Annotated in this window: 25 protein-coding genes; 11 read left to right on the top strand and 14 right to left on the bottom strand. The window is 63.8% G+C overall.

Features of this window, described 5'->3' with window-relative positions:
* Nucleotides 1-16 precede the first annotated feature (16 nt).
* Genes AC1D1N_RS18300 through AC1D1N_RS18290 form a run of 3 tightly spaced genes read right to left on the bottom strand, consistent with a single transcriptional unit; the run spans nucleotide 17 to nucleotide 956 of the window.
* On the bottom strand, nucleotides 17-502 hold the full coding sequence (locus AC1D1N_RS18300; RefSeq protein WP_142867623.1) for a hypothetical protein: 486 nt from the start codon (nucleotides 500-502) through the stop codon (nucleotides 17-19).
* Between the two features lie 50 nt (nucleotides 503-552).
* On the bottom strand, nucleotides 553-744 hold the full coding sequence (locus AC1D1N_RS18295) for a hypothetical protein (protein ID WP_477350197.1): 192 nt from the start codon (nucleotides 742-744) through the stop codon (nucleotides 553-555).
* Nucleotides 741-956, bottom strand: coding sequence for a hypothetical protein (locus AC1D1N_RS18290; RefSeq protein WP_436257792.1), 216 nt, complete (start codon nucleotides 954-956; stop codon nucleotides 741-743). Before AC1D1N_RS18290 ends, AC1D1N_RS18295 begins: the two co-directional genes overlap by 4 nt.
* A gap of 435 nt (nucleotides 957-1391) precedes the next feature.
* Here AC1D1N_RS18290 and AC1D1N_RS18285 point away from each other — a divergent pair, with 435 nt between their 5' ends.
* Genes AC1D1N_RS18285 through AC1D1N_RS18265 form a run of 5 tightly spaced genes read left to right on the top strand, consistent with a single transcriptional unit; the run spans nucleotide 1392 to nucleotide 6248 of the window.
* A complete protein-coding gene (locus tag AC1D1N_RS18285) occupies nucleotides 1392-2627 on the top strand; it encodes an ROK family transcriptional regulator (protein ID WP_477350195.1) in 1236 nt (411 codons plus the stop codon).
* 15 nt (nucleotides 2628-2642) lie between these two features.
* Nucleotides 2643-3722, top strand: coding sequence for a Gfo/Idh/MocA family protein (locus AC1D1N_RS18280; RefSeq protein ID WP_477350193.1), 1080 nt, complete (start codon nucleotides 2643-2645; stop codon nucleotides 3720-3722).
* Nucleotides 3722-4558 carry a sugar phosphate isomerase/epimerase family protein gene (locus tag AC1D1N_RS18275; protein WP_477350191.1) on the top strand — a complete coding sequence of 279 codons (837 nt, stop codon included), beginning with the start codon at nucleotides 3722-3724 and terminating at the stop codon, nucleotides 4556-4558. The genes AC1D1N_RS18280 and AC1D1N_RS18275 overlap by 1 nt, the downstream gene beginning before the upstream one ends.
* Complete coding sequence (locus AC1D1N_RS18270; RefSeq protein ID WP_477350189.1) at nucleotides 4555-5358, top strand: alpha/beta fold hydrolase; 804 nt, start codon at nucleotides 4555-4557, stop codon at nucleotides 5356-5358. Before AC1D1N_RS18275 ends, AC1D1N_RS18270 begins: the two co-directional genes overlap by 4 nt.
* Nucleotides 5355-6248 (top strand): ROK family protein, encoded by an 894-nt coding sequence (locus tag AC1D1N_RS18265; protein WP_477350187.1) that lies wholly within the window; start codon nucleotides 5355-5357, stop codon nucleotides 6246-6248. Before AC1D1N_RS18270 ends, AC1D1N_RS18265 begins: the two co-directional genes overlap by 4 nt.
* A 28-nt stretch (nucleotides 6249-6276) precedes the next feature.
* On the opposite strand, the gene AC1D1N_RS18260 is transcribed toward AC1D1N_RS18265, so the two are convergent.
* The 7 genes from AC1D1N_RS18260 to AC1D1N_RS18230 all read right to left on the bottom strand — a co-directional run bounded on the left by AC1D1N_RS18260 (nucleotide 6277) and on the right by AC1D1N_RS18230 (nucleotide 13054).
* Nucleotides 6277-7275, bottom strand: coding sequence for an ABC transporter ATP-binding protein (locus AC1D1N_RS18260; RefSeq protein ID WP_352582327.1), 999 nt, complete (start codon nucleotides 7273-7275; stop codon nucleotides 6277-6279).
* A 32-nt stretch (nucleotides 7276-7307) separates the two neighbouring features.
* A complete protein-coding gene (locus tag AC1D1N_RS18255) occupies nucleotides 7308-8363 on the bottom strand; it encodes a Gfo/Idh/MocA family protein (RefSeq protein ID WP_477350184.1) in 1056 nt (351 codons plus the stop codon).
* Between the two features lies 1 nt (nucleotide 8364).
* The gene (locus tag AC1D1N_RS18250) at nucleotides 8365-8832 is read right to left on the bottom strand and encodes a DUF4304 domain-containing protein (RefSeq protein WP_477350183.1); all 468 of its coding nucleotides are present in this window, start codon (nucleotides 8830-8832) and stop codon (nucleotides 8365-8367) included.
* Complete coding sequence (locus AC1D1N_RS18245) at nucleotides 8829-9668, bottom strand: carbohydrate ABC transporter permease (RefSeq protein ID WP_112561216.1); 840 nt, start codon at nucleotides 9666-9668, stop codon at nucleotides 8829-8831. Before AC1D1N_RS18245 ends, AC1D1N_RS18250 begins: the two co-directional genes overlap by 4 nt.
* Before the next feature lie 10 nt (nucleotides 9669-9678).
* Nucleotides 9679-10608 (bottom strand): carbohydrate ABC transporter permease, encoded by a 930-nt coding sequence (locus tag AC1D1N_RS18240; protein ID WP_112561217.1) that lies wholly within the window; start codon nucleotides 10606-10608, stop codon nucleotides 9679-9681.
* Nucleotides 10609-10837: 229 nt separating this feature from the next.
* Nucleotides 10838-12097 carry an ABC transporter substrate-binding protein gene (locus tag AC1D1N_RS18235; protein ID WP_477350180.1) on the bottom strand — a complete coding sequence of 420 codons (1260 nt, stop codon included), beginning with the start codon at nucleotides 12095-12097 and terminating at the stop codon, nucleotides 10838-10840.
* Between the two features lie 24 nt (nucleotides 12098-12121).
* Nucleotides 12122-13054, bottom strand: a complete 933-nt coding sequence (locus tag AC1D1N_RS18230; protein ID WP_477350178.1) for an N-acetylmuramic acid 6-phosphate etherase — start codon at nucleotides 13052-13054, stop codon at nucleotides 12122-12124.
* A 198-nt stretch (nucleotides 13055-13252) separates the two neighbouring features.
* On the opposite strand from AC1D1N_RS18230, the gene AC1D1N_RS18225 reads away from it, so the two are divergent.
* The 6 genes from AC1D1N_RS18225 to AC1D1N_RS18200 all read left to right on the top strand — a co-directional run bounded on the left by AC1D1N_RS18225 (nucleotide 13253) and on the right by AC1D1N_RS18200 (nucleotide 20350).
* The gene (locus tag AC1D1N_RS18225; RefSeq protein WP_477350176.1) at nucleotides 13253-14131 is read left to right on the top strand and encodes a glucosamine kinase nucleotide-binding domain-containing protein; all 879 of its coding nucleotides are present in this window, start codon (nucleotides 13253-13255) and stop codon (nucleotides 14129-14131) included.
* Nucleotides 14128-14910, top strand: coding sequence for a GntR family transcriptional regulator (locus tag AC1D1N_RS18220; RefSeq protein ID WP_112561221.1), 783 nt, complete (start codon nucleotides 14128-14130; stop codon nucleotides 14908-14910). The genes AC1D1N_RS18225 and AC1D1N_RS18220 overlap by 4 nt, the downstream gene beginning before the upstream one ends.
* A complete protein-coding gene (locus AC1D1N_RS18215; RefSeq protein WP_477350174.1) occupies nucleotides 14907-15938 on the top strand; it encodes an SIS domain-containing protein in 1032 nt (343 codons plus the stop codon). The genes AC1D1N_RS18220 and AC1D1N_RS18215 overlap by 4 nt, the downstream gene beginning before the upstream one ends.
* On the top strand, nucleotides 15935-17110 hold the full coding sequence (nagA, locus tag AC1D1N_RS18210; RefSeq protein ID WP_477350172.1) for an N-acetylglucosamine-6-phosphate deacetylase: 1176 nt from the start codon (nucleotides 15935-15937) through the stop codon (nucleotides 17108-17110). Before AC1D1N_RS18215 ends, nagA begins: the two co-directional genes overlap by 4 nt.
* 9 nt (nucleotides 17111-17119) lie before the next feature.
* The gene (locus tag AC1D1N_RS18205) at nucleotides 17120-18232 is read left to right on the top strand and encodes an NAD(P)/FAD-dependent oxidoreductase (protein ID WP_477350170.1); all 1113 of its coding nucleotides are present in this window, start codon (nucleotides 17120-17122) and stop codon (nucleotides 18230-18232) included.
* A gap of 66 nt (nucleotides 18233-18298) precedes the next feature.
* Nucleotides 18299-20350 (top strand): ABC transporter ATP-binding protein/permease, encoded by a 2052-nt coding sequence (locus tag AC1D1N_RS18200; protein ID WP_477350168.1) that lies wholly within the window; start codon nucleotides 18299-18301, stop codon nucleotides 20348-20350.
* A gap of 55 nt (nucleotides 20351-20405) precedes the next feature.
* On the opposite strand, the gene AC1D1N_RS18195 is transcribed toward AC1D1N_RS18200, so the two are convergent.
* The 4 genes from AC1D1N_RS18195 to AC1D1N_RS18180 all read right to left on the bottom strand — a co-directional run bounded on the left by AC1D1N_RS18195 (nucleotide 20406) and on the right by AC1D1N_RS18180 (nucleotide 26023).
* Entirely contained in the window at nucleotides 20406-21932 is a 1527-nt protein-coding gene (locus AC1D1N_RS18195; protein ID WP_477350166.1) for a malonate--CoA ligase, read from the bottom strand.
* Nucleotides 21933-22023: 91 nt separating this feature from the next.
* Complete coding sequence (locus tag AC1D1N_RS18190; protein WP_477350164.1) at nucleotides 22024-22755, bottom strand: GntR family transcriptional regulator; 732 nt, start codon at nucleotides 22753-22755, stop codon at nucleotides 22024-22026.
* Nucleotides 22756-23246: 491 nt separating this feature from the next.
* Nucleotides 23247-23924, bottom strand: a complete 678-nt coding sequence (rpe, locus tag AC1D1N_RS18185; RefSeq protein WP_112566752.1) for a ribulose-phosphate 3-epimerase — start codon at nucleotides 23922-23924, stop codon at nucleotides 23247-23249.
* A gap of 140 nt (nucleotides 23925-24064) precedes the next feature.
* Nucleotides 24065-26023, bottom strand: a complete 1959-nt coding sequence (locus AC1D1N_RS18180; RefSeq protein ID WP_477350162.1) for a hypothetical protein — start codon at nucleotides 26021-26023, stop codon at nucleotides 24065-24067.
* Nucleotides 26024-26058 lie beyond the last annotated feature (35 nt).

Raw genomic sequence — 26058 nt, 5'->3', positions numbered from 1 at the left:
ATGAAGCAGGCCTTTGTCAGGTCGGAAAAGACCAGAACAGGCAAGCCAGCGTCGCTGCGGCGAAGATGACGAAGAACAGGCTTCTGAGCAGGATGTTGCGGCGCAGCTCGTTCATGGTGAAATGGCTGCCGACGATGGCCGCGGCGAACAGGAAGCGCCAGTTGACCAGTGCCCACAGCACGCTGCTCTGGCCGAAGGCCCAGCGGGCGACGAGACAGCCGACAATCGTTGCGAACAGGGCGATCACCGCCCAGAAGAGCGCATCCGCCGCATGGGTGAGGACGATGCCGGCGGCCCGGATCGGCAGGATCATCATCAGCATGGCGCTGAAGAAGTAGACGGCGGCGAGCGGCAGGAACGAACCGGCATCGGCAATGCCGTCCAGCCGCCTCACCCCAATCGCGCCATAGGGATAGCCGTGCCTGGCGACCGCCAGGCTAAGCGCCATGAGGAGTGCGGTGAATACTGCAACCAGTGCGAATGTACTAAGAGCCTTGCTCATGCCGTTCCTTGCTTTGAGGCCCGATCCGGGCCGAATCACGAGGAACGATTTTAGCGCACGGTCCAGGATTGCGCGTCAGCTTTGAGGCTGCCGAACGCGGCGCAGCCGACCCAGAACAGCAGGATCAGCGAGCCGACGATGACCGAGGGCGGCAGTTGCGCAACGGTCTCGCGGACCCGGCTCGCAACCCGGCAGCCGAGCGCGCCGCGTCGCGGCACGGGAAACTCCATCAGTTCCATCATGGGGACACACGGCGGCGTTGCCGCGGATCGAGCAAGGCGTTGACGAGATCGCCTGCCGCGGCCGACAGCACGAAGATCGTCGCCATGACCAGCACGCCGGCTTCGAGCATCGGGAAATCGCGGGACTTGGCGGCGTTTCCGGCCGCTGTCCAGTGGCCCTGCCCGACTGCCGAAAGGCGCAACCGCCGGTCAGGCAGGCCGGCGACGGTCATCTGATCACCTGCTGGAGAGACGCAAGCAGTCTTTGATCGCAAAGCGGGCCAGGCCAACTGACAAGCCTACCCTCGAAGAGATGCCCCCCGGCCGATGCGACCGGAGGACAGGCTTGGGAGGGCCTGATCAGTTGGCGACCTTGCCGCAGGTCGTCAACGCGTCTTCCGGCGTGCAGACTTCGGTGCCGGTCTTGATGAACGGTTCGACCGTGCCGCCCTTGCTCAGTCTGTCCGGCGCCATGATGGTCTCGAAGCCCATGTCATAGGGCGCTGGCCGATATTGTAGTGGCTGAGGCCGGCGGCGAGCAGCGGCCAATTTGTAAGTTTTCGATGCAAACCATCGTTTGAAACTTGAGGCTACAGGCTCGAAATGCCCAGTTTTTTGCGGCGCTTATCCATTTTGGCTCTTTCAAGCCGATATGAAAGTCAATTAGTATGCTCATCAAACAAATCACGGAGGAAAATGTGCTGGTATCGACCGATCTTCGGCCGAATGAAACGCGGGCCCTTGCAGCGCTGTTTCGCGCCGGCGCGTTGAGCCGGGCGGCGCTTGCACGCGACCTCGGCCTGACCCGGTCGACCACCGGCGCCTTGGTGCTGGGGCTGACCGAAGCCGGTCTGGCGCGTGAGCGGTCGGATGAAGCTGATGACGAGCAAGACGGCGGGGGCCGCGTCGGCCGCCCCGGAATCCTGGTCGAGATCGAAGGCAATGGCGGCTTCTTCCTTGGCGCCTATATCGGCGTGAACTGGATCGCGACGGTGGCTGTCGACCTTGCCGGCGTGCAGCGTGCCAGCGCCTCGAGAGCCTTTGCCGGCCCGGGCAGCACGCCTGAAGCCGCAGTCGCCATCATTAGGGAACTCGTCGCCGAGATCCGTTCGCAGTTGCCTGAGGGTGCGCGTCCATACGGGCTCAATGTCGCCGTGCCTGGATTCCCCGCCGCCGACGGCATTTCATACCATGCCACCATCCTTGGCTGGCACGGGGTCAACCTGGCCGAGCTGCTGGGTAATGCCTTTGGCGACGATTTTCCGATCCTGCTGGAAAACGATGCCAACGCCGTCGCGGTGGCCGAGACATACGGTGCGCAGCCAGGAAAGGACGATGAGGATGCTCTGGTCATCCTGATCGAGAACGGCGTTGGCGGCGGCATCATCAATGCCGGCAGGCTGCATCGCGGCCGGCTCGGCGGCGCCGGTGAAATCGGTCATCTGCGCATCGGCGACGAAGGTTTTGTCTTCGACGCCAAGCGCCCCGGCCGGCTGGAATCCTATGTCGGCAAGGATGCTTTGCTCGCTCGCTACCTCCACATAAGCGGGCGGCGCGCCGGTGTGGATGAGTTTGTCGCAGCGCTTGCCGGCGGCGATCCGGCGGCCGTCGCCACTGCGCGCGACTGGGCGCTCTGGTTCGGCCGCGGCCTGGCGACGCTCGCCTGCACCTTGCAGCCGGAACGCATCATTCTCTCCGGCTCCGTCAATGCAATCTATCCCTTTGTCGCCGAACAGGTGGAAGCTTTCCTGCTGGACTTCCTCGCCGAAGGCTATCCCGTTCCCAGGATCGAACTGTCGCGCGTCGGCGCGGACGGTCCGGCGTTGGGCGCTGCCTGTCTGCTGCATCAGGCAGCTTTGTCGGGCGATCCGCAATTTCAACTTCGCGGCCTCGCCGCGCGCTAATCAGGAGAAAGTTCCATGCCTCGCAAAGACGAAAAGCGGCTGCGTGTCGGCGTGCTCGGCTGCGGTCCGATTGCGCAGGCGGCGCATTTCGAATCCTGCACCAAGTCACGCAATGCCGATCTCTATGCCATCTGCGATGTCGCCGACGATCTGCGCGACAGGATGGCGGCCACTTTCGCGCCCGAAAAATCCTATGCCGACTATAGCCAGATGCTGGCCGATCCCGACCTCGATGCCGTCATCATCGCGACATCGGATACGTTCCATGTGAAGGCAGCGGAACTTGCGCTGGATGCCGGCAAGCACGTACTTTGCGAAAAGCCGCTGGGTGTTTCTGTCGAGGAAGTCGAAGGCTTGCGGGCAGCGCTCGACAAGAGCGGCAAGGTGCTCCAGGTCGGCCACATGAAGCGCTTCGATCCAGGCATCCAGGCGGCAAAGGCCTTCGTCGATGACGAGATGGGCGAGCGGCTGGCGTTCAAGGGCTGGTATTGCGACAGCACCCATCGCTATCCCATGACCGATGCGGTGCAGCCGCTGATCATCACCAGCGCCAAGGCGCGCAAGCCGTCCGTCAATCCCAAGGCGGATCTGCGTCAATACTACATGCTGGCGCATGGCAGCCATCTCCTCGATACGGCGCGCCATCTGCATGGCCCGATCGAGGCCGTCGAGGCCCGGCTCACCGAGCGCTATGGCGCCTATTGCTGGTTTGTCACCACCATCTTCGCCGACGGTTCGATCGGTCATCTCGACCTGACGGTCGCCGTGCGCATGGACTGGCACGAAGGGTTCCAGATCTACGGCCAGAACGGCAGCGTTCTCGCAAAGACCTATAACCCCTGGTACTACAAGAGCAGCGAGGTCGACATTTTCCGTGAGGCCGATGGCAGCTGGCATCGCACGCTTGGCGCGGATGGCCACTTCTATCGCCGCCAGCTCGAAGGTTTTGCCGATGTCGTGCTGAATGGCGCGCCCATGGTCGGCGCCGGCATCGATGACGGCATCGCCTCCGTCAGGGGGATGGCCGCAATCGCCCGCTCCGCCGCCGCCGGCGGCCGTGCCGTCAACCTCGCCGATGTCGACGGGGTCGTGTGATGCAGCTTGGGATTTTCGCCAAGACCTTCATTGCCACCGGCGCCGTGCCGGTGCTGCGCGCGGTGGCGGATACCGGCTACACGGCGGCGCAGTTCAACATGGCGTGCCTTGGCCTGCCGTCGATGCCGGACAACATCGAGCCCGGCGCGGCCCGATCCGTCGCCGTGGCGAGCGGCGAGTCCGGCGTTTCGATCGCGGCCGTGTCAGGAACCTACAACATGATCCACCCGGATCGCTCGGTTCGTGTGTCAGGCCTTGCCCGGCTTGAGGTGCTCGCCGCGTCATGTGCGGATATGGGCACCAGGCTCATAACGCTGTGCACCGGCACCAGGGATGCGCAGGATCAGTGGCGCTGGCATCCCGACAACGCCACAGAGGCCGCCTGGAGCGATCTTCGGGCGGAGATGGGAGCGGCGATCGCGATTGCCGAGCGCTTCGACATCGAGCTTGGCATCGAACCGGAACTCGCCAATGTCGTCGCCAACGCGCGGGCCGCACGCCGCCTGCTCGACGAGATGAACAGTACGCGCCTGCGCATTGTGCTCGACCCGGCAAACCTGTTCGAAGTGGCAGACAGCGCAGAGCGTCATCGCCTGATCGACGAGGCCGTCGATCTGCTGGCTGCAGAGATCAGCATGGCCCATGCCAAGGACCGCCATGCCGATGGCAGTTTTGCCGCCGCTGGACAGGGCGTGGTCGACTTCCCGCATTTCATTAGCCGTCTGAGAGCCGCCAGCTTCGACGGTGCTTTGATCACGCATGGCCTCACCGAAGCCGAGGCGCCCGTCGTCGGCGCTTTTCTGCGCACCGTGCTGGAAGAGAGCGACAGAGCGTGAAGAAGACTTTCAGCCGCGATGGCGTCGACCTTGCCTACCAGGATGTCGGCGCCGGCCTTCCCGTCATCTTCCAGCATGGCCTTGGCGGTGATGAAGCGCAGGTCGCCGACGTGTTTCCCGATCTGCCGCCGACAAGGCGCCTGACGCTCGAATGCCGGGGTCAGGGTGGATCCGGCTACGGGCCGGTCGAGCGGCTTTCGATTGCGACGTTTGCCGAGGACGTCGAAGCGCTGGCCGAGGCTATCCGCATCGGTCCGGCTGTCGTCGGCGGCATCTCGATGGGCGCCGCCCTGGCGCTGCGTCTGGCGGTGCACAAGCCGGCTCGCGTGCGCGCGCTGGTGCTCGCCCGGCCTGCCTGGGTGTCCCAGGCTGCCCCGGCCAATATGAAGCCCTACGCCGTGGTCGGCGACCTCTTGATGCGCCATTCGCCCGAGGACGCCAGGCGTCTGTTCGATGGCAGCCCTGTTGCCGCCGAACTGGCGAGGCCGGCGCCGGACAATCTCAGCAGTCTGCAAGGCTTCTTCACTCGCCCGGACCCGGCTCTCTTCGGCAGGCTGCTGGTGGCGATCGCCGGCGACGGTCCCGGCGTCAGCGACGCCGAAATCCGCGCTATCGCGGTGCCGACGCTGGTCATCGGCCATGACCATGACCTTGTCCATCGACTGGCCGACGCGCAGGCGCTGGCTGGGCTCATTCCGTCCGCCCGGCTTTGCACCATCACCGCGAAATCGCAGGATCGCGTTGCCTACCGACAGGAATTCCGCGCCTGTCTTTCGGAATTTCTGGAAACGCTCGCATGACCGACAATACGACGGACGACACGATCGCCGTGGTCGAGATCGGCGGCACGTCGGTCAAGGTTGGCTTCGCCGACCGCGGCATCCCGGTGGAGTTTGCCCGCACCTACCCCACGGCGCAGCTGCGCCAGGGCGCGCCCGTGGCGGGGTTGGCCGATGCGGTCACCGCGGCCTGCCGCGATGCCGGCTTCAAGCCCGCGCGCGTCGTTGCGACCGTGCCTGGCTTCATCGACCGCGATTTCGACACGGTGCTGCACACCGCTAACATTCCCGAACTGAACGGTATCCGGCTGGGCACCGAACTGGCTTCGCGACTCGGCGTTCCCGTCCGGCTCGAACGCGACGTCGTGCTGCAATTGCTGGGCGAAAGCGTTGCCGGCGCGGTGAAGCGGCAAAAGGAGGTGCTGGCGGTCTATCTCGGCACCGGCATCGGTGCGGCTTATCTCGGCAAGGATGGCATTTTCAGGGGCGGCGGCTGGGCGCTCGAAATCGGCCATATGCCGATCTACCGGCCCGGCGATGGCGAACCACCAAACCGGGTCGAGACCTACGCCTCAGGGGCAACGCTCGTCGAACTCGCGACGGACTACGATATTCCGGTGGCCGATCTTTTTTCGGCGACCGGGCAGCCGCCGTCGCTGCGCGAATGGCTCGACGAGATCGTCTGGCAGCAGGCGGTGACCATCGCAACGGCAGCCGCCCTGTTTTCCCCGCAGACGATCCTGATCGGCGGCGGCATCGTCGACATGAAGTCCTATCCCCACCAGACGCTCAAGCAGCGCATCGCCGACAGCCTGCCGCATTCGCTTCTTGTGCAGCCTCTGGACATACGCTGGGCGGCGCTGGGCTGGCAGGCGGCCATTCACGGCGCGGTGCTGCTCGGCGCGGTGTGACCGCCCGGGGGTCGCTGTCTGTAGCGGATTATTTGATCGTCTTGCCGTCCGCCCCGAACCGATACGTCTTCCCCGGCTCGGGCGTCGCATAGAGCGTCGCACCGGGCTCCGCGTCGTAGACGCCGAAAATCCGCACCGTGATCAGCCCGGCCTTTTCGCAGTCGAGATAGAGGTTGGTGTCGGCGCCAAGATGCTCGGCGTGCACGACCGTGCCTTTCCAGGCGCCGGACTTCGCATCGACCGTCAGATGTTCCGGCCGCACGCCAATGGTCTTGGCCGTCTCGCCCAGCCTCGCACCGTCGATGAAGTTCATCTTCGGCGAACCGATGAAGCCGGCGACAAATTCATTTGCCGGCGAATTGTAGAGCTCCATTGGGCCGCCGATCTGCTCGATCCTGCCGGCATTGAGCACGACGATCTTGTCGGCCAGCGTCATCGCCTCGACCTGGTCGTGGGTGACGTAGATCATCGTCGCCTTCAGCCGGCGGTGCAGTTGCGCGATCTCCAGCCGCGTGTTGACGCGAAGTGCTGCATCGAGGTTCGACAGCGGCTCGTCGAACAGAAACAGTTTCGGCTCGCGCACCACGGCGCGGCCGATGGCGACGCGTTGGCGCTGGCCCCCCGACAGCTCCGCCGGCCGCCTTTCGAGATAAGGCTCCAGCGACAGCATCGACGAGGCGATGCCGATGCGCCGCTCGATCTCCGCCGCCGGCGTGCCGGCCTGCTTGAGGCCAAGGCCCATGTTGTTCTTCACCGTCAGATGCGGGTAGAGCGCATAGGTCTGGAACACCATGGCGATGCCGCGTTTGGCGGGCGGCGTAGCCGAAACATCCGCGCCATCGATCACCACCCGGCCCGAGGTCGAATCCTCCAACCCGGCAATGACCCTGAGTAGCGTTGACTTGCCGCAGCCCGACGGGCCGACGAAGACGACGAATTCGCCGTCCGTCACTTCGAGGTTGATGCCCTTCAGCACCTCGACCGGCCCGAAAGCCTTCTTCACATTTTCGATTACCAGCGAGCCCACGGCTTCGTCCTTGTTCTAGAGTTTGACTCTACCTAGAGTTTAATTGGGGCGCCGCTGCGTACGCTCTCATCGGCGGCAAGGCAGACGGCGAGCGATTTTACGGCGTCGTCCATGTGGCGGGTCAGGTCGATGTCCTCGCGGATCGCCTTCAGCACGAAGGCCTGCTCGAGGTCGCAAAGGTCTTGATGGCCGGGTTCGCCTTCCATCGACAGCATTTCGTCCGGCCTGGCGAATTTGCCGTCCGCCCCGGTCGCAGCACTGTGCAGGCGGATGGTCGAGGTCTTGGTGTGGGTGTCGATATCGTCGGACTTCACGCCTTCCTTCATCACGATCGACACGCAGCCATTGGGCGAAATCACGTCCTTCACGAAGAAGGCTGTCTCCGAGATCATCGGTCCCCAGGCAGCCTCGTACCAGCCGACCGAACCGTCATCGAACAGCACCTGCAGATGGCCGTAATTGTACATCGTCGGCGCGATCTCTTCGGTCAGCCGCAGCCCCATGCCGCGCACCTCGACCGGCTTGGCGTCGGTGATCTGCAGCATCACGTCGAGATAGTGGACGCCGCAGTCGACGATCGGCGACGTCGTCTGCATCAACTGCTTGTGCGTCTGCCAGGTCGGGCCCGACGATTGCTGGTTGAGGTTCATGCGGAAGACGTAAGGGCCGCCTAGCTTGCGCGCCTCGGCGATCAGCCGGACCCACGACGGGTGATGACGCAGGATATAGCCGATCACCAGCTTTCTGCCGTTGGCCTTGGCCGCGGCGACAACGCGCTTGGCGTCGGCCACCGTCGTCGCCAGTGGCTTTTCGACAAAGACATGGCAGCCGGCCTCGAACGCTTTCACCGCATAGTCGGCGTGGCTGTCGGAATAGGTGGCGATGCAGGCGACATCGGGCTTTTCGTCGCGCAAGGCGTCGTCGAAAGAGCGCCTTATGCCATAGCCCGACAGTCCATCCGGAAGCGGCACGTCGGAACGGTTGATCAGCGCCGCGATCTCAAACCCCGGATTGCTGTGATAGGCCAGCGCATGGCTGCGGCCCATATTGCCGAGGCCGGCGACGACGACACGAAGGGGTTGAGCCATTTCAATCTGCCTTTTCTTGCCTGCGGGCTTTGAGAGCTACTCTCACATTCGGGCCGTTCTCACCGGCGATCTGCAGAGCGGTCTCTTCGCTCTCGCAACGGGCCAGAAGCCCAAAGCCGTATGTATCGACCCCTTCCTTGATCAGAGAAGATCTCCGGTCATTCGGGATCGGATGATCCAGATTGAGCGCCCCTTCAAATGCCTTGGATTGCTCGCTAGTCATCAGAGAGTCGACTCGCCAGATGATGTGGCAATTGTATTCCTTCGGCCGGCGCTCCGGCCCAAGCCGCGTAAACCACACCGCGGCGTTCAGATAGAACTGTGGCCCCCAGGAAGACTTCTGAAGGTTCAGCACGCAGATCGTTTCCGGTCGCTCGCGGTAGAAATTTTTGGCGCGAACGCCCCGGAATCCATATCGGCTCCCTGTCTCTACAAGAGCCTGTACGATAGCCTCTTGCCCCCCACTCACTTGACGGCTCCGGAAGTGATGCCGCGGATCAGTTGCCGCGAGAAGATGACGTAGAGGATCAGCACCGGCATGATCGCCAGCGACAGGGCCGCCAGGATGGCGTTCCAGTTGGTGACGAACTGGCCGAGGAAGAGCTGCGCGCCGAGCGTCACCGTCTTGGTCTCTTCAGACGGCGCCAGGATCAGCGGGAACCATAGATCGTTCCAGATCGGGATCATGGTGAAGACCGCGACCGTCGCCATCGAGGGCCGCACCAGCGGCAGCACCAGCCGGAAGAAGATGGTGTATTCCGACAGCCCGTCGATGCGGCCGGCATTCTTCAGATCGTCGGACACCTGCTTCATGAATTCCGACAGGATGAAGACTGCCAGCGGCAGGCCTTGCGCGGTGTAGACCAGGATCAGCGCCGTCAGCGTGTTGACCAGCCCGCTCGCCACCATCAATTGCAGGATGGCGACGGTGCCGAGCCGGATCGGGATCATGATGCCGAGCGCGAGATAAAGCCCCATCAGCGTGTTACCGCGAAAGCGGTATTCCGACAGCGCAAACGCCGCCATTGCGCCGAACAGAAGCACGAAGAACAGCGAGGCGACGGTGACGACGAGACTGTTCTGGAAATAGTGGATGAAGTCGCCCTGGCCGATCACCGTGTTGTAGCCGATCAGGTCGAATGTCTTCGGCGTCGGCGGCGTCAGCGGTTCGCTGAAGATGCCGGCGCGCGACTTGAACGAATTCATGATGACCAGGATCACCGGGAACAGCGCGATCACCGTATAGGTCAACAGGATCGCGTGGGCGCCGATGGTGCGGGGGAGCGAACGGGTGGCTAGGCTCATCTCTCGCTCCTCAGAACTGGTAGCGACGCAGGCGCGTCTGAACGAGGAACAGGTAGACGCAGACGCCGCCAAGGATGATCAGGAACATCATCGTGGCGATCGCAGCCCCCATATTGGGATCGCCGACCTGCAACTGGAAGCCGAAGAAGGCGCGGTAGAGGAAGGTGCCCAGAATATCGGTCGAATAGTTCGGCCCGGCGAGCGCCCCTTGCGCGGTGTAGATCAGGTCGAAGGCGTTGAAATTGCCGACGAAGGTCAGGATCGAGATGATGCCGATCGACGGCAGGATCAGCGGCAGCTTGATCTTCCAGAACTGCGACATTCCGGTAATGCCGTCGCATTCGGCCGCCTCGATCACCTCCTCGGGGATCGAGAGCAGCGCGGCATAAATCAGCATCATCGGAATACCGATGAACTGCCATACCGAGATCAGGCTGAGCGCGGTCAGGGCGTACTGTTCCTTGCCAAGCCATGGCGTGAAGAAGCTTTTCAGGCCGACCAAGTCCATGAGATGCGGCGCCACGCCCCACAGCGGCGACAGGATCAGCTTCCAGGCGAAACCGACAATGACGAAGGACAGGATGGTCGGCACGAAGATCGCCGTGCGGTAGAAGGCGGCGAACCTCAGCCTCGGGCTGGACAGCAATGCCGCCAGCATGACGCCGATCGGGTTCTGCACCAGCATGTGGATGATGAAGAACCAGACATTGTTGCGCAGCGCATTCCAGAAATTGACCGACCAGTTGGGGTCGCCGAACAAGGTGCGGAAATTGTCAAACCCGACGAAGACCTGGTGCTGCTCGATGTTGCGGAACAGCGACAGCTGCAGCGTGCCTGCCAGCGGCAGGATCATGATTGCCGTATAGACCAGCAGCGCCGGCGCCAGGAAGACGCCGATATGCCAGCGGAACGGTCGTTTCGGTCGTGTTTCTGCGGCCATGAGTGCGGTCCCCGCCGTCTCTCGGTTCCAAAGGGTGTCGATGCCAGATGATGCCTCGATGCACGGCCCCGATGTCCTTGCCCCGGCATGGGCAGGACGAAGGCCCGCGACTGGTCAGCTAGCCTTTCCCCACAAGACAAGAGGGTAAGGCCGAGAGGCAGTGCCGACAATCGCAATCTGTAAAGTGAAGGCCGGCCGGGCACGCGCCCGGCCGGTCTTTCTCTGAGCCTTACTTGCCCGGCTTGTACCAGCTGTCGAGGCCGTCCTGCAGCTTCTTGGCCGCAGCTTCCGGCGTATCGGTGCCGTTGATGACGTTGGCCGATTCGACCCAGGTCTCGTTTTCCAGGTTCGGCGTGCCGCGCGACAGGATCTGGTAGGTCGAGCGGATCGTCGACTTGCACTTGTCGCGCCAGGAGACGAATTCCTGCGCCAGCGGGTCTTCCATCTTCACCGGGCTGGAGTTCAGGCTGAAGAAGCCCGGCAGTGCGTTGGCGTAGATGGTGGCGAAGTCCGGCGAAGCGACCCAGGACAGGAAGGTCTTGGCCGCATCGGCATTCTTCGACGCCGCATTCAGACCCATGCCGATATCGGTATGGTCGGAGATGTAGCAGGTGTCGCCGGCCTTCTCGACCGGCGGCGGGAAGGCGCCCATCTTGAACTGCGCCTGGGTGTTGAACAGGCCGATCTCCCACGAGCCGGCCGGGTAGATGGCGGCGCGGCCAAGCGTGAACAGGTTCTGGCTGTCCGGATAGGTCTGGGCTTCGAAGCCGTCGCCGAGATAGGGCTTCCATTTGGCCAGTTCGGCATAGGGCGCGACCCAGTCGGCGTCGGTCAGCTTCTGCTCGCCCTTGATGAGGGCTGCGCGGCCGTCTTCGCCCTTCCAGTAGTTCGGGCCGATGTTCTGATAGCCCATGGTCGCGGCTTCCCAGAGATCCTTGGTGCCCATCGCCATCGGGATGTAGGTGCCGTCGGCCTTGATCTTGTCGAGCGCGGCGAAGAACTCGTCACGCGTCGTCGGCACCTTGATGCCGAGCTTGTCGAAGGCGTCCTTGTTGTAGATGAAGCCGTGGATGACCGAGGCCATCGGCACGCAGAAGCTCGCCTTGCCGTCATCGGTCTGCCAGGCGGCCTTGGCGACGGGCGAGAAGTTTTCCATGCCGGGCAGCGCCGAGAGATCGGCGAGATTGCCCTTCTTGAACAGTTCGAGCGACTTGTCGAACGGGCGGCAGGTGATCAGGTCGCCAGCCGAGCCGGCGGCGAGCTTGGCGCCGAGCGCTGCGTCATACTCGGTCGGAGCCGACGGTGCGAACACCACCTTGATGCCGGGGTTCTTGGCTTCGAAGGCCGGGATCAGCTTATCCTTCCAGATGGTGAGGTCGTCGCCGCGCCAGCTTTCGATATTGAGCGTTACGTCAGCGGCGTGAGCCAACCCGGCGGTGCCGAGAATGCTGGTGCCGAGAAGCAGTGCCGTCAGTAGTTTCGTTGTCATGCTTAGTCTCCCTGTTGACCTTTTTCAGGTTCGGTTTTGAGAACAGGGGCCTTCGCCCTTGTTCCCCTCGATCGCGGAAAGGGCTGGCCTGAGCTTCTGGCCGGTCCCTTCCAGTATCTTCTCGGCCACATCGGCGTTGGCAGCGCCGGCGGCGAGCAGAATGGCTGTCTTGACAACGCCGCCGCTCGCTTCGAGCAGGCGCGCCGCAGCGTCCTTGTCATGGCCGGTGATGGCGGCGACGATGCGGGCCGCGCGGTCGCGCAGCTTGATATTGTCGGCGGTGAGATTGACCATATAGCCGTCATGGACATGGCCGAGATGGATTGCGGTCAGCGTCGACAACATGTTGAGCGCGATCTTCTGCGCGGTGCCGGCGCCCATCCGCGTCGAGCCGGCAATCACCTCCGGCGGTGTTTCCAGCAGGATGGCGACATCGGCCAGCTTGAGCAGCGGCGTGTCCTTGTTGTTGGCGATGGCGATGGTCGCCGCGCCCCGGCCGCGCGCGTCCTTCAAAGCCTGGACTGCATAGGGTGTCGAGCCGCTGGCCGAGATCGCGATCAGGCAGTCGCCCTTGCCGATGCCGGCGCCGGCAATTGCCGCCGAGGCTTCGTCGGTGTCGTCTTCCGGCCCGCCGGCCAGCGTCTTGAAGGCCTCGTCGCCGCCGGCGATCAGGATGACGATGCGCTCGCGCTTGATGCCGAAAGTGCCGGGCAATTCCAGCGCGTCGGCCAGCGCCATCAGGCCGGAGCTGCCGGCCGCCGCGTAGGCGAGCTTGCCGCCGCCGTTCAGCCGGCCGGCGATGATCTCGGCCGCGGCAACGATGGCAGGAATGGCGTCGCGGACTGCCTTGGCGGCCTCGATCTGTGCATCAGCCAAAGAAGAAAGGATGGTGTCCGGGGCCTGGATGTCCAGTCCCTCGGCATTCCTGTGAAGCGCTTCGGTGCGCGGTTCGGCCATCCCTGTCCCTCCGATGAAGGAACAATACCAAAAAAATACCACTTGTCCACACGCATTAACGGATTTGGGCGCTAGAAATCGCAGAGCCGACGAAATGTCTAGTTTTTTCAATAAAATACGCCTTAATCTTTTTGAAACGGAAATTAATCCTTGGCTATTGGTATTTTATTGGTATTATCCGCCCCGAGGAGAAATCGCGTGAATTTCGTGCTCGGTATCGATGGCGGCGGCACCAGCTGCAGGGCAGCCCTTGCGACAGGCGATGGCGCTGTCATTGGCCGTGCCAAAAGCGGCGCCGCCAACATCCGCACCGATCTCACCGGCGCCAGGACCCATATTGTCGAGGCGGCACGGCAGGCATTCATCGCCGCGGGGCAAGACCCGGACCTGATCCCGCAGACACCAGCCATTCTTGGCCTTGCCGGCGCCAATGTCGGCACCTACCGGCAGCAACTCGAAGCAATCCTGCCATTCAGCATCAGCCGCGTCGAGACTGACGCCGAGATCGCGCTCGAAGGGGCGGTCGGCTCGGGCGATGGCGCCATGGCCATCCTCGGCACCGGCACCGCCTATATGGCGCGCAAGGGCGGCACATCGCGTGCCATAGGCGGCTGGGGCTTCCAGGTCGGCGATCAGGGCAGCGGCGCCCGTATCGGCCGCGATTTGCTCGAACAGACGCTGCTCGCCCATGACGGCGTCCGCCCGGGCTCGCCCTTGACCGACAGCATGATGGCGACCTTCCGCAACAATCCCGAAGACGTGGTCGAATTCACCACCAACGCCAAACCAGGCGATTTCGGCGGCTTCGCGCCCAAGGTGTTCGAGCACGCCGGGAAGGGCGACGCCGTCGCCAACTGGATCGTCGACAAGGCGGTCGGCGATGTCGAAGCGTCGCTCGGCGCCCTCGACCTCTCGCATGATGCCCCGCTCTGCCTGCTCGGCGGGCTGACGCCGCTTTATGCGCCGCGCCTTTCCCAACGCTACCAGGCGCTGCTGAAGGCGCCGCTCGACGATGCGCTGGGCGGCGCCGTGCAGATGGCGGCTCGCATCTTCGCCAAGGCGGAGGCAGCGCGATGAGCGAGGCCGCCGACCAGATCTTCGCCACGCTGAAGCAATCGTCGCAAAGCGGCGCGCCGCTCTATCTGCAGCTGAGGAAAAGCATTGAGGACGCGGTCAATCGCGGTCTGATCGGGCCAGGCGACGCGCTGCCGTCGGAGCGCGACATCGCGACCAAGGCCGACATTTCCCGTGTCACGGTGCGCAAGGCGGTCCAAGACCTGGTCAAGGGCGGCATATTGGTGCAGCGCCACGGCTCTGGCACCTTCGTTGCGCCGCGCATGGAGCGCGTCGAGCAATCGCTGTCCAGGCTCACCTCCTTCACCGAGGACATGGCCCGGCGCGGCATGGCGGTACGTTCGGCCTGGCTCGACCGCGGACTGTACGCGCCCTCGCCCGATGAGATGATGGTGCTCGGCCTGTCGTCGAACGAGTTGGTGGCGCGTGTGTCGCGCCTGCGCATTGCCAACGACACGCCGCTGGCCATCGAGCGCGCCTCGCTGTCGGCCAGCGTGCTGCCGGACCCCGCCGGGATAGGCTCTTCTCTCTATGCGGCGCTGGAGTTGACCGGCAACCGCCCGGTGCGGGCGGTGCAGCGCATTTCGGCCGCCAATCTCGGCGACGGTGACGCGCGCCTGCTCGAAGTGCCGCCGGGCATTGCCGGACTGCACATCGAACGCATTTCCTATCTGGCGAGCGGCAAGGTGATCGAATTCACCCGTTCCATCTACCGGGGCGACGCTTATGATTTCGTCGCCGAACTGCGGCTGACAGGGCCGAGCGAAGAGGGCCGACCATGATCCCCAACACCACCCATATGCGGCGCGAGATCGACGAAATCCCGCAAGCTGTCGCGCGCCTGCTCGACGGCTCGGCGGCGGTGCTGACCGAGGCCGGACGCGGCATTCGCGAGCGCGATCCGAGCTTCATCGTTACCGTCGCGCGCGGCTCGTCCGACCATGCCGCCACCTTCATGAAATATGCCGTCGAGCTGACCGCCGGTCTGGCCGTGGCATCGGTCGGACCGTCGATCGCATCGATCTATGGCGCGAAACTCAAGCTCGCCGGCTCGGCCTGCCTCGCCATCTCGCAATCGGGCAAGAGCCCCGACATCGTCGCCATGGCGCAAGCCGCGAAGGCCGGCGGTGCGCTCACCGTCGCCATCACCAACACCGCCGATTCGCCGTTGGCGCGGGCCTCCGACTATGCCATCGACATTCTCGCCGGCCCCGAGCGCAGTGTCGCGGCGACGAAAACCTTCGTCAACTCGGCGGTCGCCGGCCTGGCGCTGATGGCGCATTGCACCGGCGACGACAAGCTGCTGGCCGCCCTTGCCCGACTGCCCGAACATTTCAGCAAGGCGATCGCCTGCGACTGGATGGCGCTCGCCGGCGCGCTGGAGACGCCGCAATCGCTGTTCATTCTCGGCCGCGGCCCGTCCGCGGCGATGGCCAATGAGGCGGCGCTGAAGTTCAAGGAGACCTGCGGCATGCACGCCGAGGCCTATAGTGCGGCCGAAGTCATGCACGGCCCGCTGGCATTGGTTGGGCCGGGCTTCCCGGTGCTGGCGCTGGCTGCTCGCGACGCCTCGGAGCCGTCGGTGGCCGAGGCCGCCGACAACCTTGCCGGCAAGGGTGCCGCTGTTTTTGTAACCTCGGACAAAGCCAAGAGCGCCACACGGCTGCCCCATGTCGCCACCGGCCATCCCTTGACCGACCCGCTGACGCTGATCGTTTCCTTCTACGGCTTCGTCGAGGCCTTCGCCCGCCATCGCGGCCTCGATCCGGATGTACCGCGCAATCTGCGCAAGGTGACGGAAACCGTATGAGCGACCGTTTTGCCCTGACTGGCGCCCGCATTTTCGACGGTGACGACTGGCACGACAATGCCGCCCTTGTCGTGCACGGCGATGTGGTCGAAGGCATTCTTCCCGTCGGCGCTGTTCCGTCAGGCGTTGCCCGGATCGACACCGGCGGCGGCATGCTGGCACCCGGCTTCGTCGACCTGCAGGTCAATGGCGGCGGCGGCGTGATGCTCAACGACCATCCCGATGTCGCCTCGCTCGCAACCATATGCCGGGCGCATGCGCCATTCGGCACCACGGCGCTGCTGCCAACCCTGATCACCGATACGCCAGAGATCACCGCCGCGGCCATTGCCGCCGGTACCGAGGCGGCACGGCAGAATCTGCCGGGCTTTCTCGGCCTGCACCTCGAAGGCCCGCATCTCTCAGTCGCCCGCAAGGGTGCCCATGACCCGGCGCTGATCCGGCCGATGACGGATGCCGATCAGACGGCGCTGATCGCGGCGCGCAAAAATCTGCCGGTGCTGCTGACGACGATCGCGCCGGAATCCGTCGAGCCCGCCCGGGTCGCCGCACTTGCCAAAGCCGGCATCGTCGTCAGCCTCGGTCACTCCGACACCGGCTACGCTACGGCCAGAGCCTTTGCCGACGCCGGCGCCAGTGTGGTCACCCATCTGTTCAACGCCATGAGCCAGATCGGCAACCGCGAGCCGGGACTGGCTGGTGCGGCCATCGACATAGGCGGCCTGTCCGCCGGCATCATCGCCGACGGCATCCATGTCGACCCGGCCACCATGCTGATTGCGCTGCGCGCCAAGCAGGGACCGGGCAGGATCGTGCTGGTCACCGACGCCATGGCGACGATCGGCACCGACATGACCTCGTTCACCCTCAACGGCCGCACCATCTATCGCAAGGATGGCAGCCTGCGGCTGGCCGACGGCACGCTGGCCGGGGCCGATCTCGATATGATCTCGGCCGTCCGCTATGTGCACAGAATTGTCGGGCTGGATCTGTCGGAGGCCTTACGGATGGCTTCGCTCTATCCGGCGCAAGCCGTCGGCCAGGCGCACCGGCTCGGCCGCTTCGCCAACGGCACCGCGGCCGATATCGTCGCCCTGTCGGACGATCTCGACGTCAAGGGCGTGTGGATCGGCGGCAACAAGGCTTTTGCAGGCGCGGACAGTCGGCGCTAAAGTCCATCCATGCATGATGTCGATTGCGTTGTTGCCGGGGCGGGTGTGGTCGGCCTCGCCATTGCCCGTGCGCTGGCGCTGGCGGGCCGTGAGGTGCTGGTGGTCGAGAAGGCAGCAGCCATCGGCACGGGCACCAGTTCGCGCAACTCGGAAGTCATCCATGCCGGGCTCCATTATGCGCCGGGCAGCTTCAAAGCCCGGCTCTGCGTCGCGGGTCGCGAGCGCCTCTATGCCTACTGCCGCGAACACGGCGTCGCCCACCGGCGCACTGGCAAACTGCTCGTTGCTGTCGAACCCGACCAGTTGGACAGGCTGCAGGCAATCCAGATCAACGCGGCGCAATGCGGAGTCGCTGACCTCACGCTTTTGACGCGCGCAGAGGCCGAAAAGCTCGAGCCCGCGCTGACCTGCGCCGGCGCGTTGCTGTCGCCGTCAACCGGCATCGTCGACAGCCAGGCGCTGATGCTGTCGCTGCGTGGTGACGCGGAAGCCGCTGGCGTATCCTTCGCGCTGCTCACGACTGTTACCGGCGCGACCATCGAAGCCGACGGGATCCGGATCGACACGCGTGACGCCGATGGTGAGGGGTTCCGTCTCAAGGCCGGTGCCTTAATCAACGCCGCCGGCCTCGACGCCCAGGCATTGGCCAGACGCATCGAAGGCTTCCCGCAAGACCTCGTTCCGCCGCTGTGGCTGGCGCGCGGCAACTATTTCGCGCTGTCCGGCCGCTCGCCCTTTTCGCGGCTGATCTATCCGATGCCAGTCCATGGCGGTCTTGGCGTTCACCTGACCCTCGACCTCGGCGGCAGCGCGCGCTTTGGCCCTGATGTCGAATGGATCGATCGCGTCGACTATACCGTCGATCCCGGCCGAAGCGCCGCCTTCTACGAAGAGATCCGGCGCTACTGGCCCAACCTTGCTGACGGCGCATTGCACCCCGCCTATGCCGGCGTCAGGCCAAAACTGTCCGCTCCACGCCAGCCGGCGGCAGATTTCATCATCCAGGGCCCGGCCGAGCACGGCGCTGGGCCGATCGTCAATCTGTTCGGCATCGAGAGCCCAGGCTTGACGGGGAGCCTGGCAATCGCCGACCATGTTGTGGAGCTGCTCGGCCTGAAATGACAGGGCTGCGGCTGTTGTCGTCTCAAGCTATGAAACCTTTTGATTTTGAGGCCGTTGTCGGGACGTATGTCCGAGGCGAAACCCAAATCGAAACCGACCGACGGCATCAGACCGAGCGATGCCCCGAAGTCGCGCCGGGAAAAGCCATCACGACAAAAGCCGCGCGACCGACGAACGGGCGAGGAGAAGCCGCGCGAAAAGAAGCCAACGCCTGCCGACGCAGTGCCGGAGGTCGACGGCCAGGCGGGGCCGCCGCCGGAAGCTATCGAACCCGATCCGCAGCTGACGCCCGAAGAGGCCGAGCAGGCGCGCAAGAAATACCTGCTGCGGCGTTTCTGGATCAGCGCGCGCGGCTACTGGAGCCGGCGCGGCGACCGGTTCGCCTGGCCATTCACGATCGGAGTGCTGCTGCTGATCTGCATCAACATCGGTTTCCAGTATGGCATCAATGTCTGGAACCGCTCGATGTTCGATGCCCTCGAGCAGCGCAACGCCCGCACAGTCTATTTCCTCAGCGCCGTATTCGTACCGCTGGTGATCTGCAGCGGCAGCCTTGTCGTCGCGCAGGTCTACCTGCGCATGACGATCCAGCGCCGCTGGCGTTCCTGGCTGACCACCGGGGTCGTCGCGCGCTGGCTGGCAAACGGCCGCTACTACCAGCTGAACCTCGTGGGCGGCGACCACCAGAACCCCGAGGCCCGCATGACCGAGGATCTGCGCATCGCCACCGAGTCGCCGGTCGATTTCATCGCCGGCGTCCTCAACGCGTTCCTGTCGGCCTCGACCTTCATTGTCGTGCTGTGGACCATCGGCGGCGCGCTCACCCTGCCGATCGGCGGCGAGAGCATCACCATTCCCGGCTTCCTGGTCATCACCGCGATCATCTATGCCGCCATCACTTCGACCTCGATGGTGGTCATCGGCCGCAATTTCGTCCAGCTCTCCGAGCGGAAGAACCAGGCGGAGGCCGAGCTGCGCTACACGCTGACGCGCGTGCGCGAAAACGGCGAGAGCATCGCCTTGCTGGGCGGCGAGGAGGAGGAGCGCGGCGGCATCGACAGGAATTTCGGCCATGTGCTGAGGCAATGGGCGCTGCTGACCGGACAGCACATGCGCACGGCGGCGGTTTCGCAGGGATCGAGCCTGTTTGCGCCGGTCGTGCCGATCCTGCTGTGCGCGCCAAAATTCCTCGAAGGCTCGATGACGCTTGGCGAGGTGATGCAGGCGGCGTCTGCCTTTGGCATCGTGCAAGGCGCGTTCGGCTGGCTGGTCGACAACTATCCGCGTCTCGCCGACTGGAACGCCTCCGCGCGGCGCATTGCCTCGCTGATGATGTCGCTCGACGGGCTCGAGCGCGCCGAGCAGAGCGATGCGCTCGGACGCATCAACCGGGGCGAAACCGAAGACGGCGCCATCCTCAGCCTCGACAATCTTTCCGTAACACTCGACGACGGCACCTCCGTGGTCAAGGAAACCGAGGTCGTGATCGAGCCGGGCGAGCGGGTGCTGGTGGCTGGCGAATCTGGTTCAGGCAAGTCGACGCTAGTGCGGGCAGTCGCGGGCCTGTGGCCATGGGGCGGCGGCAGCGTCAATTTCCACGCCGACAGGCGCCTGTTCATGCTGCCGCAACGCCCCTACATCCCCACCGGCACGCTTCGCCGCGCGGTCGCCTATCCCGCGGCGGCGGACAAGTGGACGATCAAGCAGATCAAGGCTGCCCTCGACAAGGTGGGGCTTGGCTATCTCACCGACAGGATCAGGGAAGACGCGCCATGGGACCAGACGCTGTCGGGTGGCGAAAAGCAACGCCTCGCCTTCGCGCGCCTGCTGCTGCATCGCCCCGATATCGTGGTGCTGGATGAAGCGACTTCGGCGCTCGACGAGAAGAGCCAGGACACGATGATGAAGACGGTGATCCGCGAACTGCCTGATGTCACCATCATCAGCGTGGCGCACCGCGCGGAGCTCGAAGCCTTCCACAGCCGCAAGATCACCCTGGAAAGGCGTGAGGGCGGCGCCAAGCTCGTCAGCGATGTCGACCTCATCCCGCGCAAGCGCAAACGCAGCCTGCTGAACCGCGCCCTGTGGGGTTCCGGCACCCCAAAGCCGCGCAGGTAGGGACGGCACTACCGAACCGCGAACAAGAGACAGTGGAATGCCCGAAGCAAAGTGATTAGCCGGCTTCGTAACGGCCGTAGAGGCCCTTGTAGGTTTCGCGCAGCAGGTTCTTTTGCACCTTGCCCATCGTGTTGCGCGGCAATTCATCGACGAAGATGACCTGCTTCGGGTGCTTGTATTTCGCCAGCTGGCCGGCAATGGCGCCAACGATCTCGGCCCCGGTAATCTGCGAGGCAGGCTCCCGCACCACGACAGCGGTGACGCCTTCGCCGAAATCGGGATGGGCAAGACCGATGACCGCACTTTCCGCGACTCCGGCCAGCGCGTCGATCTCGCTCTCGATCTCCTTCGGATAGATGTTGTAGCCGCCGGAAATAATCAGGTCCTTGCCGCGGCCGACTATGTGGACGTAGCCGTCGGCATCGATAAGGCCGAGATCGCCGGTGATGAAGAAGCCGTCGGCGCGGAATTCCGCCTTGGTTTTCTCCGGCATGCGCCAGTAGCCGGAAAAGACATTCGGTCCCTTCACCTCGATCATGCCGACCTCACCCTGGGCTAGCACAGCACCACTGTCGGGATCGGCGATGTGTAGCGAAACGCCGGGGAGCGGGAAGCCGACCGTGCCGGCGCGGCGCTCGCCCTCGTACGGGTTCGAGGTGTTCATGTTGGTCTCGGTCATGCCGTAGCGCTCGAGGATCGCGTGGCCGGTCAGTTCGCGCCAGGCCTTGTGCGTTTCTGAGAGCAGTGGCGCCGAGCCGGAAACGAACAGGCGGATATTCTTCGCTGCCTGCGCGTCGAGTCTCTGTTGCAGCAAGAGCCTGGTATAGAAGGTTGGCACGCCCATCAGCACCGTGGCGCGCGGCAGAAGCGAGACGATGCGGCTGGCGTCGAATTTCTGCTCGAACAGCATCGAGGCGCCGGCCATCAGGGCGACGTTGGTGGCGACGAACAGGCCATGCGTGTGGAAGATCGGCAGCGCATGGATCAGCACGTCTTCTCCCGTGAAGCGCCATTGCTCGACCAGCACGCGCGCGTTGGAGGCCAGGTTTTCGTGGCTGAGCATGGCGCCCTTCGAACGGCCGGTCGTGCCCGATGTGTAGAGGATCGCCGCGAGGTCGTCCGGCTCGCGCGCCATATCGTCAAAATCCGCGGGCTGTTGCGCGGCCAGATCGGTCAGCGAGCCTTCACCGTTGCGGCCGAGTGTGGCGGTAACTGCGCCCGAAGTCTTTGCCAGCGGCGCGATATCGCCGGCCCGCGCCGGGTCGCAGACGACCAGCCGCGGCTCGGCATCGCCGAAGAAATAGCCGAGCTCCGTCAACGTGTAAGCGGTGTTGAGCGGCAGGAAGACCGCACCGGCGCGCAGGCAGGCCAGATAAAGGAAAATGCATTCGGGGCTTTTCTCAACTTGCACCGCGACGCGGTCGCCCGGCTGGACGCCGAAATGCTTCAGCGCCTGCGCCAATTGCGCCGACCGCGCCAGCATGTCGCCGTAGCGGATCGAGCGCCCGTCATCGGTCTCCATCAAGGTGCGCCCGGGCGCGGGCATGCGGTCGCGGAAGGCATCGAACAGGTGATTGTTCATGCGTCTTCCCTAGCGCATGGCCTCGAAAAAAAACAACCGCTTTTCGGAACACCGCTGCAAGCAGATTTCGGATCGAAAACCGCAAGTGTTGCTATCTGCGGCCGCGCAACGCCTTGCTTGTCCGGAGATCGCCGCTCTCGTTGAAGCGCTCCATGCACATGGCTGCCGTCAAACGGTAGTGGTTGAGCAGCGCTTCGACGGCGCCATCGGCATCGCCATCCACGGTGCGCTCGGCAATCAGGCGATGCTCGCCGATATCGTCGCGCTCGGCCCCGTCCTGGGAGATCAGCCGGTAGCGGGAGGCCTGATCGGAAAGCTGGTCACAAAAGCCGGTCAGCCAGTGCGACCGGCAGCCTGCGATCAGGGCCCGATGGAAGGCGCGATGCAGCTTTTCCCATTCCGGATTGTTCGAGGACGGATCTTCCGGCAAACGGCGCTGGGCGCGCGCCAGCCGATGCAAGGCCAGCACCAGCTGCTCTTCCCATTCGCCGGTGCGGTTGGCAATGGATTCACGCAGCGCCCGCTCTTCCAGCCAGCAGCGGGTGCGTGTCAATTCCTCGAGTTCCGGGGCACTGACCGGCATGATGAAGAAACCGCGCTGGTCGTGGCGGCCGAGCAGGCCTTCCGAAGCAAGCCGGTTGAGAGCCTCGCGAACCGGCGAAGCGCCGGCGCCGTAACGGGAAACCACCCATTCGACCCGAAGCTTGCTTTCACTTTCAAACACACCGCGCAGGAGATCGTCGCGAAGCTGTTGGTAGACCGTGCTGGCGAGTGTGCTCTTGGCGCCGGCGCCTTCGCTCATATCGGCAGATCCGTAGGTCAATATGACTCCTATCGCTCTCCCACGCTCCGCCAGCCCGTTCGCGAAGCAAACGAATCCCCTATACTTTTACTATACGCCCTAAGGCATCCATGGCTCAAGGGGAAGATCACGATATTCGACTTAAAGAGGAAGGTTTGCACATCTTACTCGAGGGAAGTAACGAATATCGTGAAAAACTTGTTCTTATGAAGAAACTTTGTCCCGCGATGCGGCTCGCGTCTTCGCGACCCGGCTGCGAGATCCGGAATACGGGTAATTTTTTCTTAACGCACGTCAGATTGCCGAACTTGCCGCTCCCGCAATGAACATGCCCTCGGCATTCGTCCACTAGATTTTGCTGCCAGATGCAGTGCCAGATGCTGTGATCGCGTCGCTCGCCGCGACGGTCAGTTCCGGCGACTGCCGCCAGTTGACCGCTTTCCGGGACATCTCACCGGCTGAAAGATCAGGCCGAGAGGTCAGAGCTGTCGCGATTTTTCCTGAAACTGATGTCAGCCGGCAGCCCGGTCGGCCGCGGTTCGGATGGCGTCGATATTGGCCCGGTAGGCCTCGACGCTGCCGCCCTTGAAGACGGCGGCGCCTGCCACCAGCACGTCGGCGCCGGCTGATGTAACCAGGGGAGCCGTCTCCGGCGACACGCCGCCGTCAATCTCGATGCGGATCGGCCGGTTGCCGATCAGCGCCTTGACCCGCTTGACCTTGTCGACCATGGCCGGGATGAAGGCTTGGCCGCCAAAGCCCGGATTGACGGTCATGATCAGGATCAGGTCGAGCCGGTCGAGCACATATTCGATCGAGCTTTCCGGAGTCGCCGGATTGAGCGACACACCAGCCTTCTTGCCGAGACCCTTGATGGTCTGCAACGAACGGTCGAGATGCGGTCCAGCCTCGGCATGCACGGTCATGCCGTCGCAGCCGGCATCGGCAAAGGCGGCCAGATAGGGATCGGCCGGCGCAATCATCAGATGACAGTCGAAGAAAGCCTTGGTGCGGTTGCGGATGGCCTTGATCACCGGCGGGCCGAAGGTGATGTTGGGCACGAAATGCCCGTCCATGACATCGAGATGGATCCAGTCGGCGCCGGCCGCGGCCACCGCCTCGACCTCGTCGCCTAGCTTCGAGAAATCCGACGCCAGCACCGATGGCGCAATCAGGGTCTTACTGGCCATGTCCGCTTCCCGTTGTTGAGCTTGCTTCCGCCCTAATCGTCTCGACGCCGCTTGTCGACAGGAATCCGGTGTGAGCGGCTGATCCACACAATGCAGAGAGGCGGCAGTGTGCCGCCTCTCCAGGTCTGTAGCGTCAAATTTCAGTTCACGTGACGCCGCGGTTTGGCCAATCCCGGCGCAAACAGCTTGCTGTTGCCTTGCTTCAATCTCTGCAGACCGAACGTCTTGACGGGTGGCTTCGACACGCAATGTCCACGCACCAGCTTTTCGGTTGTCCGGCAGCCAGTGGTGATAGCCGCGTCCTTCACGCATGCCTTGCCGACCAGGTGGTAGCCGCGTTTGCAGTCGATGATGACGGGAGGCTTGCGCACGCATTTGCCGTTAATGCGCAATTCGTCGCGCCTGCACTGGTCGGCAACCACAGGGTTCCTCACGCATTTCAAGCCGACCTGATGATAGCCTGGCAGGCAGTGGATGCTGACACCGATGCACCTGCCGTTGACAACCTTTTCGGTGCTCTTGCACGCGGCGACGATCGGCTTGTCGATGCATCTGCCGCGCAGCAATGTCTGGCTGGGCAGGCATTTGCGGCCGGGATCGACGACGACCGGCGGCAGTCTCGGCTTGCCGAAGTCTGGTCGCGTGCTCGAGACGAGATCGTCGGCCTCCGGTTCGGAGGTGCGCTTTATGCAGGTGAAATCCTCCTTGTCCGTATCGACGCTGGCGATGGAGCCGTTCTGCTTGATCTCCTGCAGGGTGCACTGGATCGAGCGGGTCCTGACGATGCTGAGATCATGTGCCGCGCCGGCCTTGAAGACGCCGCCATCGTTGAAAGCGACCGTGGTGCCAGTGAAGAAGGCGCCGTTGGAACAGCCGATCCGGTAGTGAAACGCGCCGGGCTCGTCGCGGCTCACTTCGAATGCGACCTGACCTTTGCGAGGGCAGAGTTTTCGCGCACCTGCGCTGTCGGAAACGGTGACTTCGCCTTGCCAGTCGGCCTTTGCCGGCGGGTTGTCGGGATCGGTCTGCGGTGCGTCGGTGAAACCACCGCCGCCGGCGCCTGTACAATGCACCGTGATGTCCTTCCAGCCGTCGAAGGGTTCGAACGGTCCATTGCCGACGATCTCGGTCTTGTACTGGAAATAGGCCGTGGCGCCGACGTTCTCCCATTTCTCATAGCTGGCGAAATAGCCATTCTTGCTCGCGTCGTACGATGCCCACGCCTGCTTGAACTCGGAGGTGACCGGTCCGCCGTCCTTCTGTCGCCAGATGCGCATCGAGACCGGTCCGGCCTGGTTGGCTTGCGCCCGGCTGGTAACCTTCAGCGAGCGACAGGCCGTGCCAGGAGTCGAGCCCGGTTGGTTCGACTGGTAGGTGGTCAGGAACAGCTTGACGTTCTCGACCTCGAACTTGCCGAAATCGGCAGTGATGTCCTGGGCATTGGGCTTGATCACCGGGTCGCAGACAACCTGCACCTGGAAGGTGCCGTGCGCGGCGTAGTTCGAGTCGAAAAGCGGATAGGGCCAGCTGCCCTGCTGGGTTTCGGCGACGGCATTGCCCATGTCGAGTGCCTTGTCGGTAAGCGCCGTGAAGCTGGCGTCGAACGTGTGGCTGAACGAATAGGACTTCGTCGGACCGTCAGCCTGCAGATGCTGATTGCACTTGGCGATGATCTGGTCGCCATAGGGCACGATGGCGATGCCGGTATCCGACGACAGGGGTATATTGGCCGGATCAAAGGCGAAGTTTTCCTGGTGGTCGTAGTCACGGCTGACAGGTGCCGCGCTCCAGATCGGTGGAAACGGGCCGCATTGGCTGGGTCCGCAGATGCCGAGTGCGACACCGACATCCTGAACGTAGCCGGGCCAGCGTGTATCGATCTTCATGTGGCCCCAGAACTGGACGGTGCCGCTCTTCAGCCTGTCCCATTTCTGCTTGTCGCTCGAAACGACGTGGATCGTGGTGTTGGCGCTCTGCGTGTCGAAGGACATCGACTTGATGTTGGCCTGTTCGGCAAAGGCGGAGGGGGTGGCTAGGCCGGTTGCGAATAGGGCAACGGTCGCAACCGTAGTGCGAAAGGCATAGCTGACTGAGGACATTTCTCTCTCCTGAAGTTTGTTACTTCAGGAGTGGG

This window comes from Mesorhizobium sp. P2_B5 (assembly GCF_056404775.1).
This window is presented reverse-complemented; position numbering and strand designations above follow the sequence as displayed.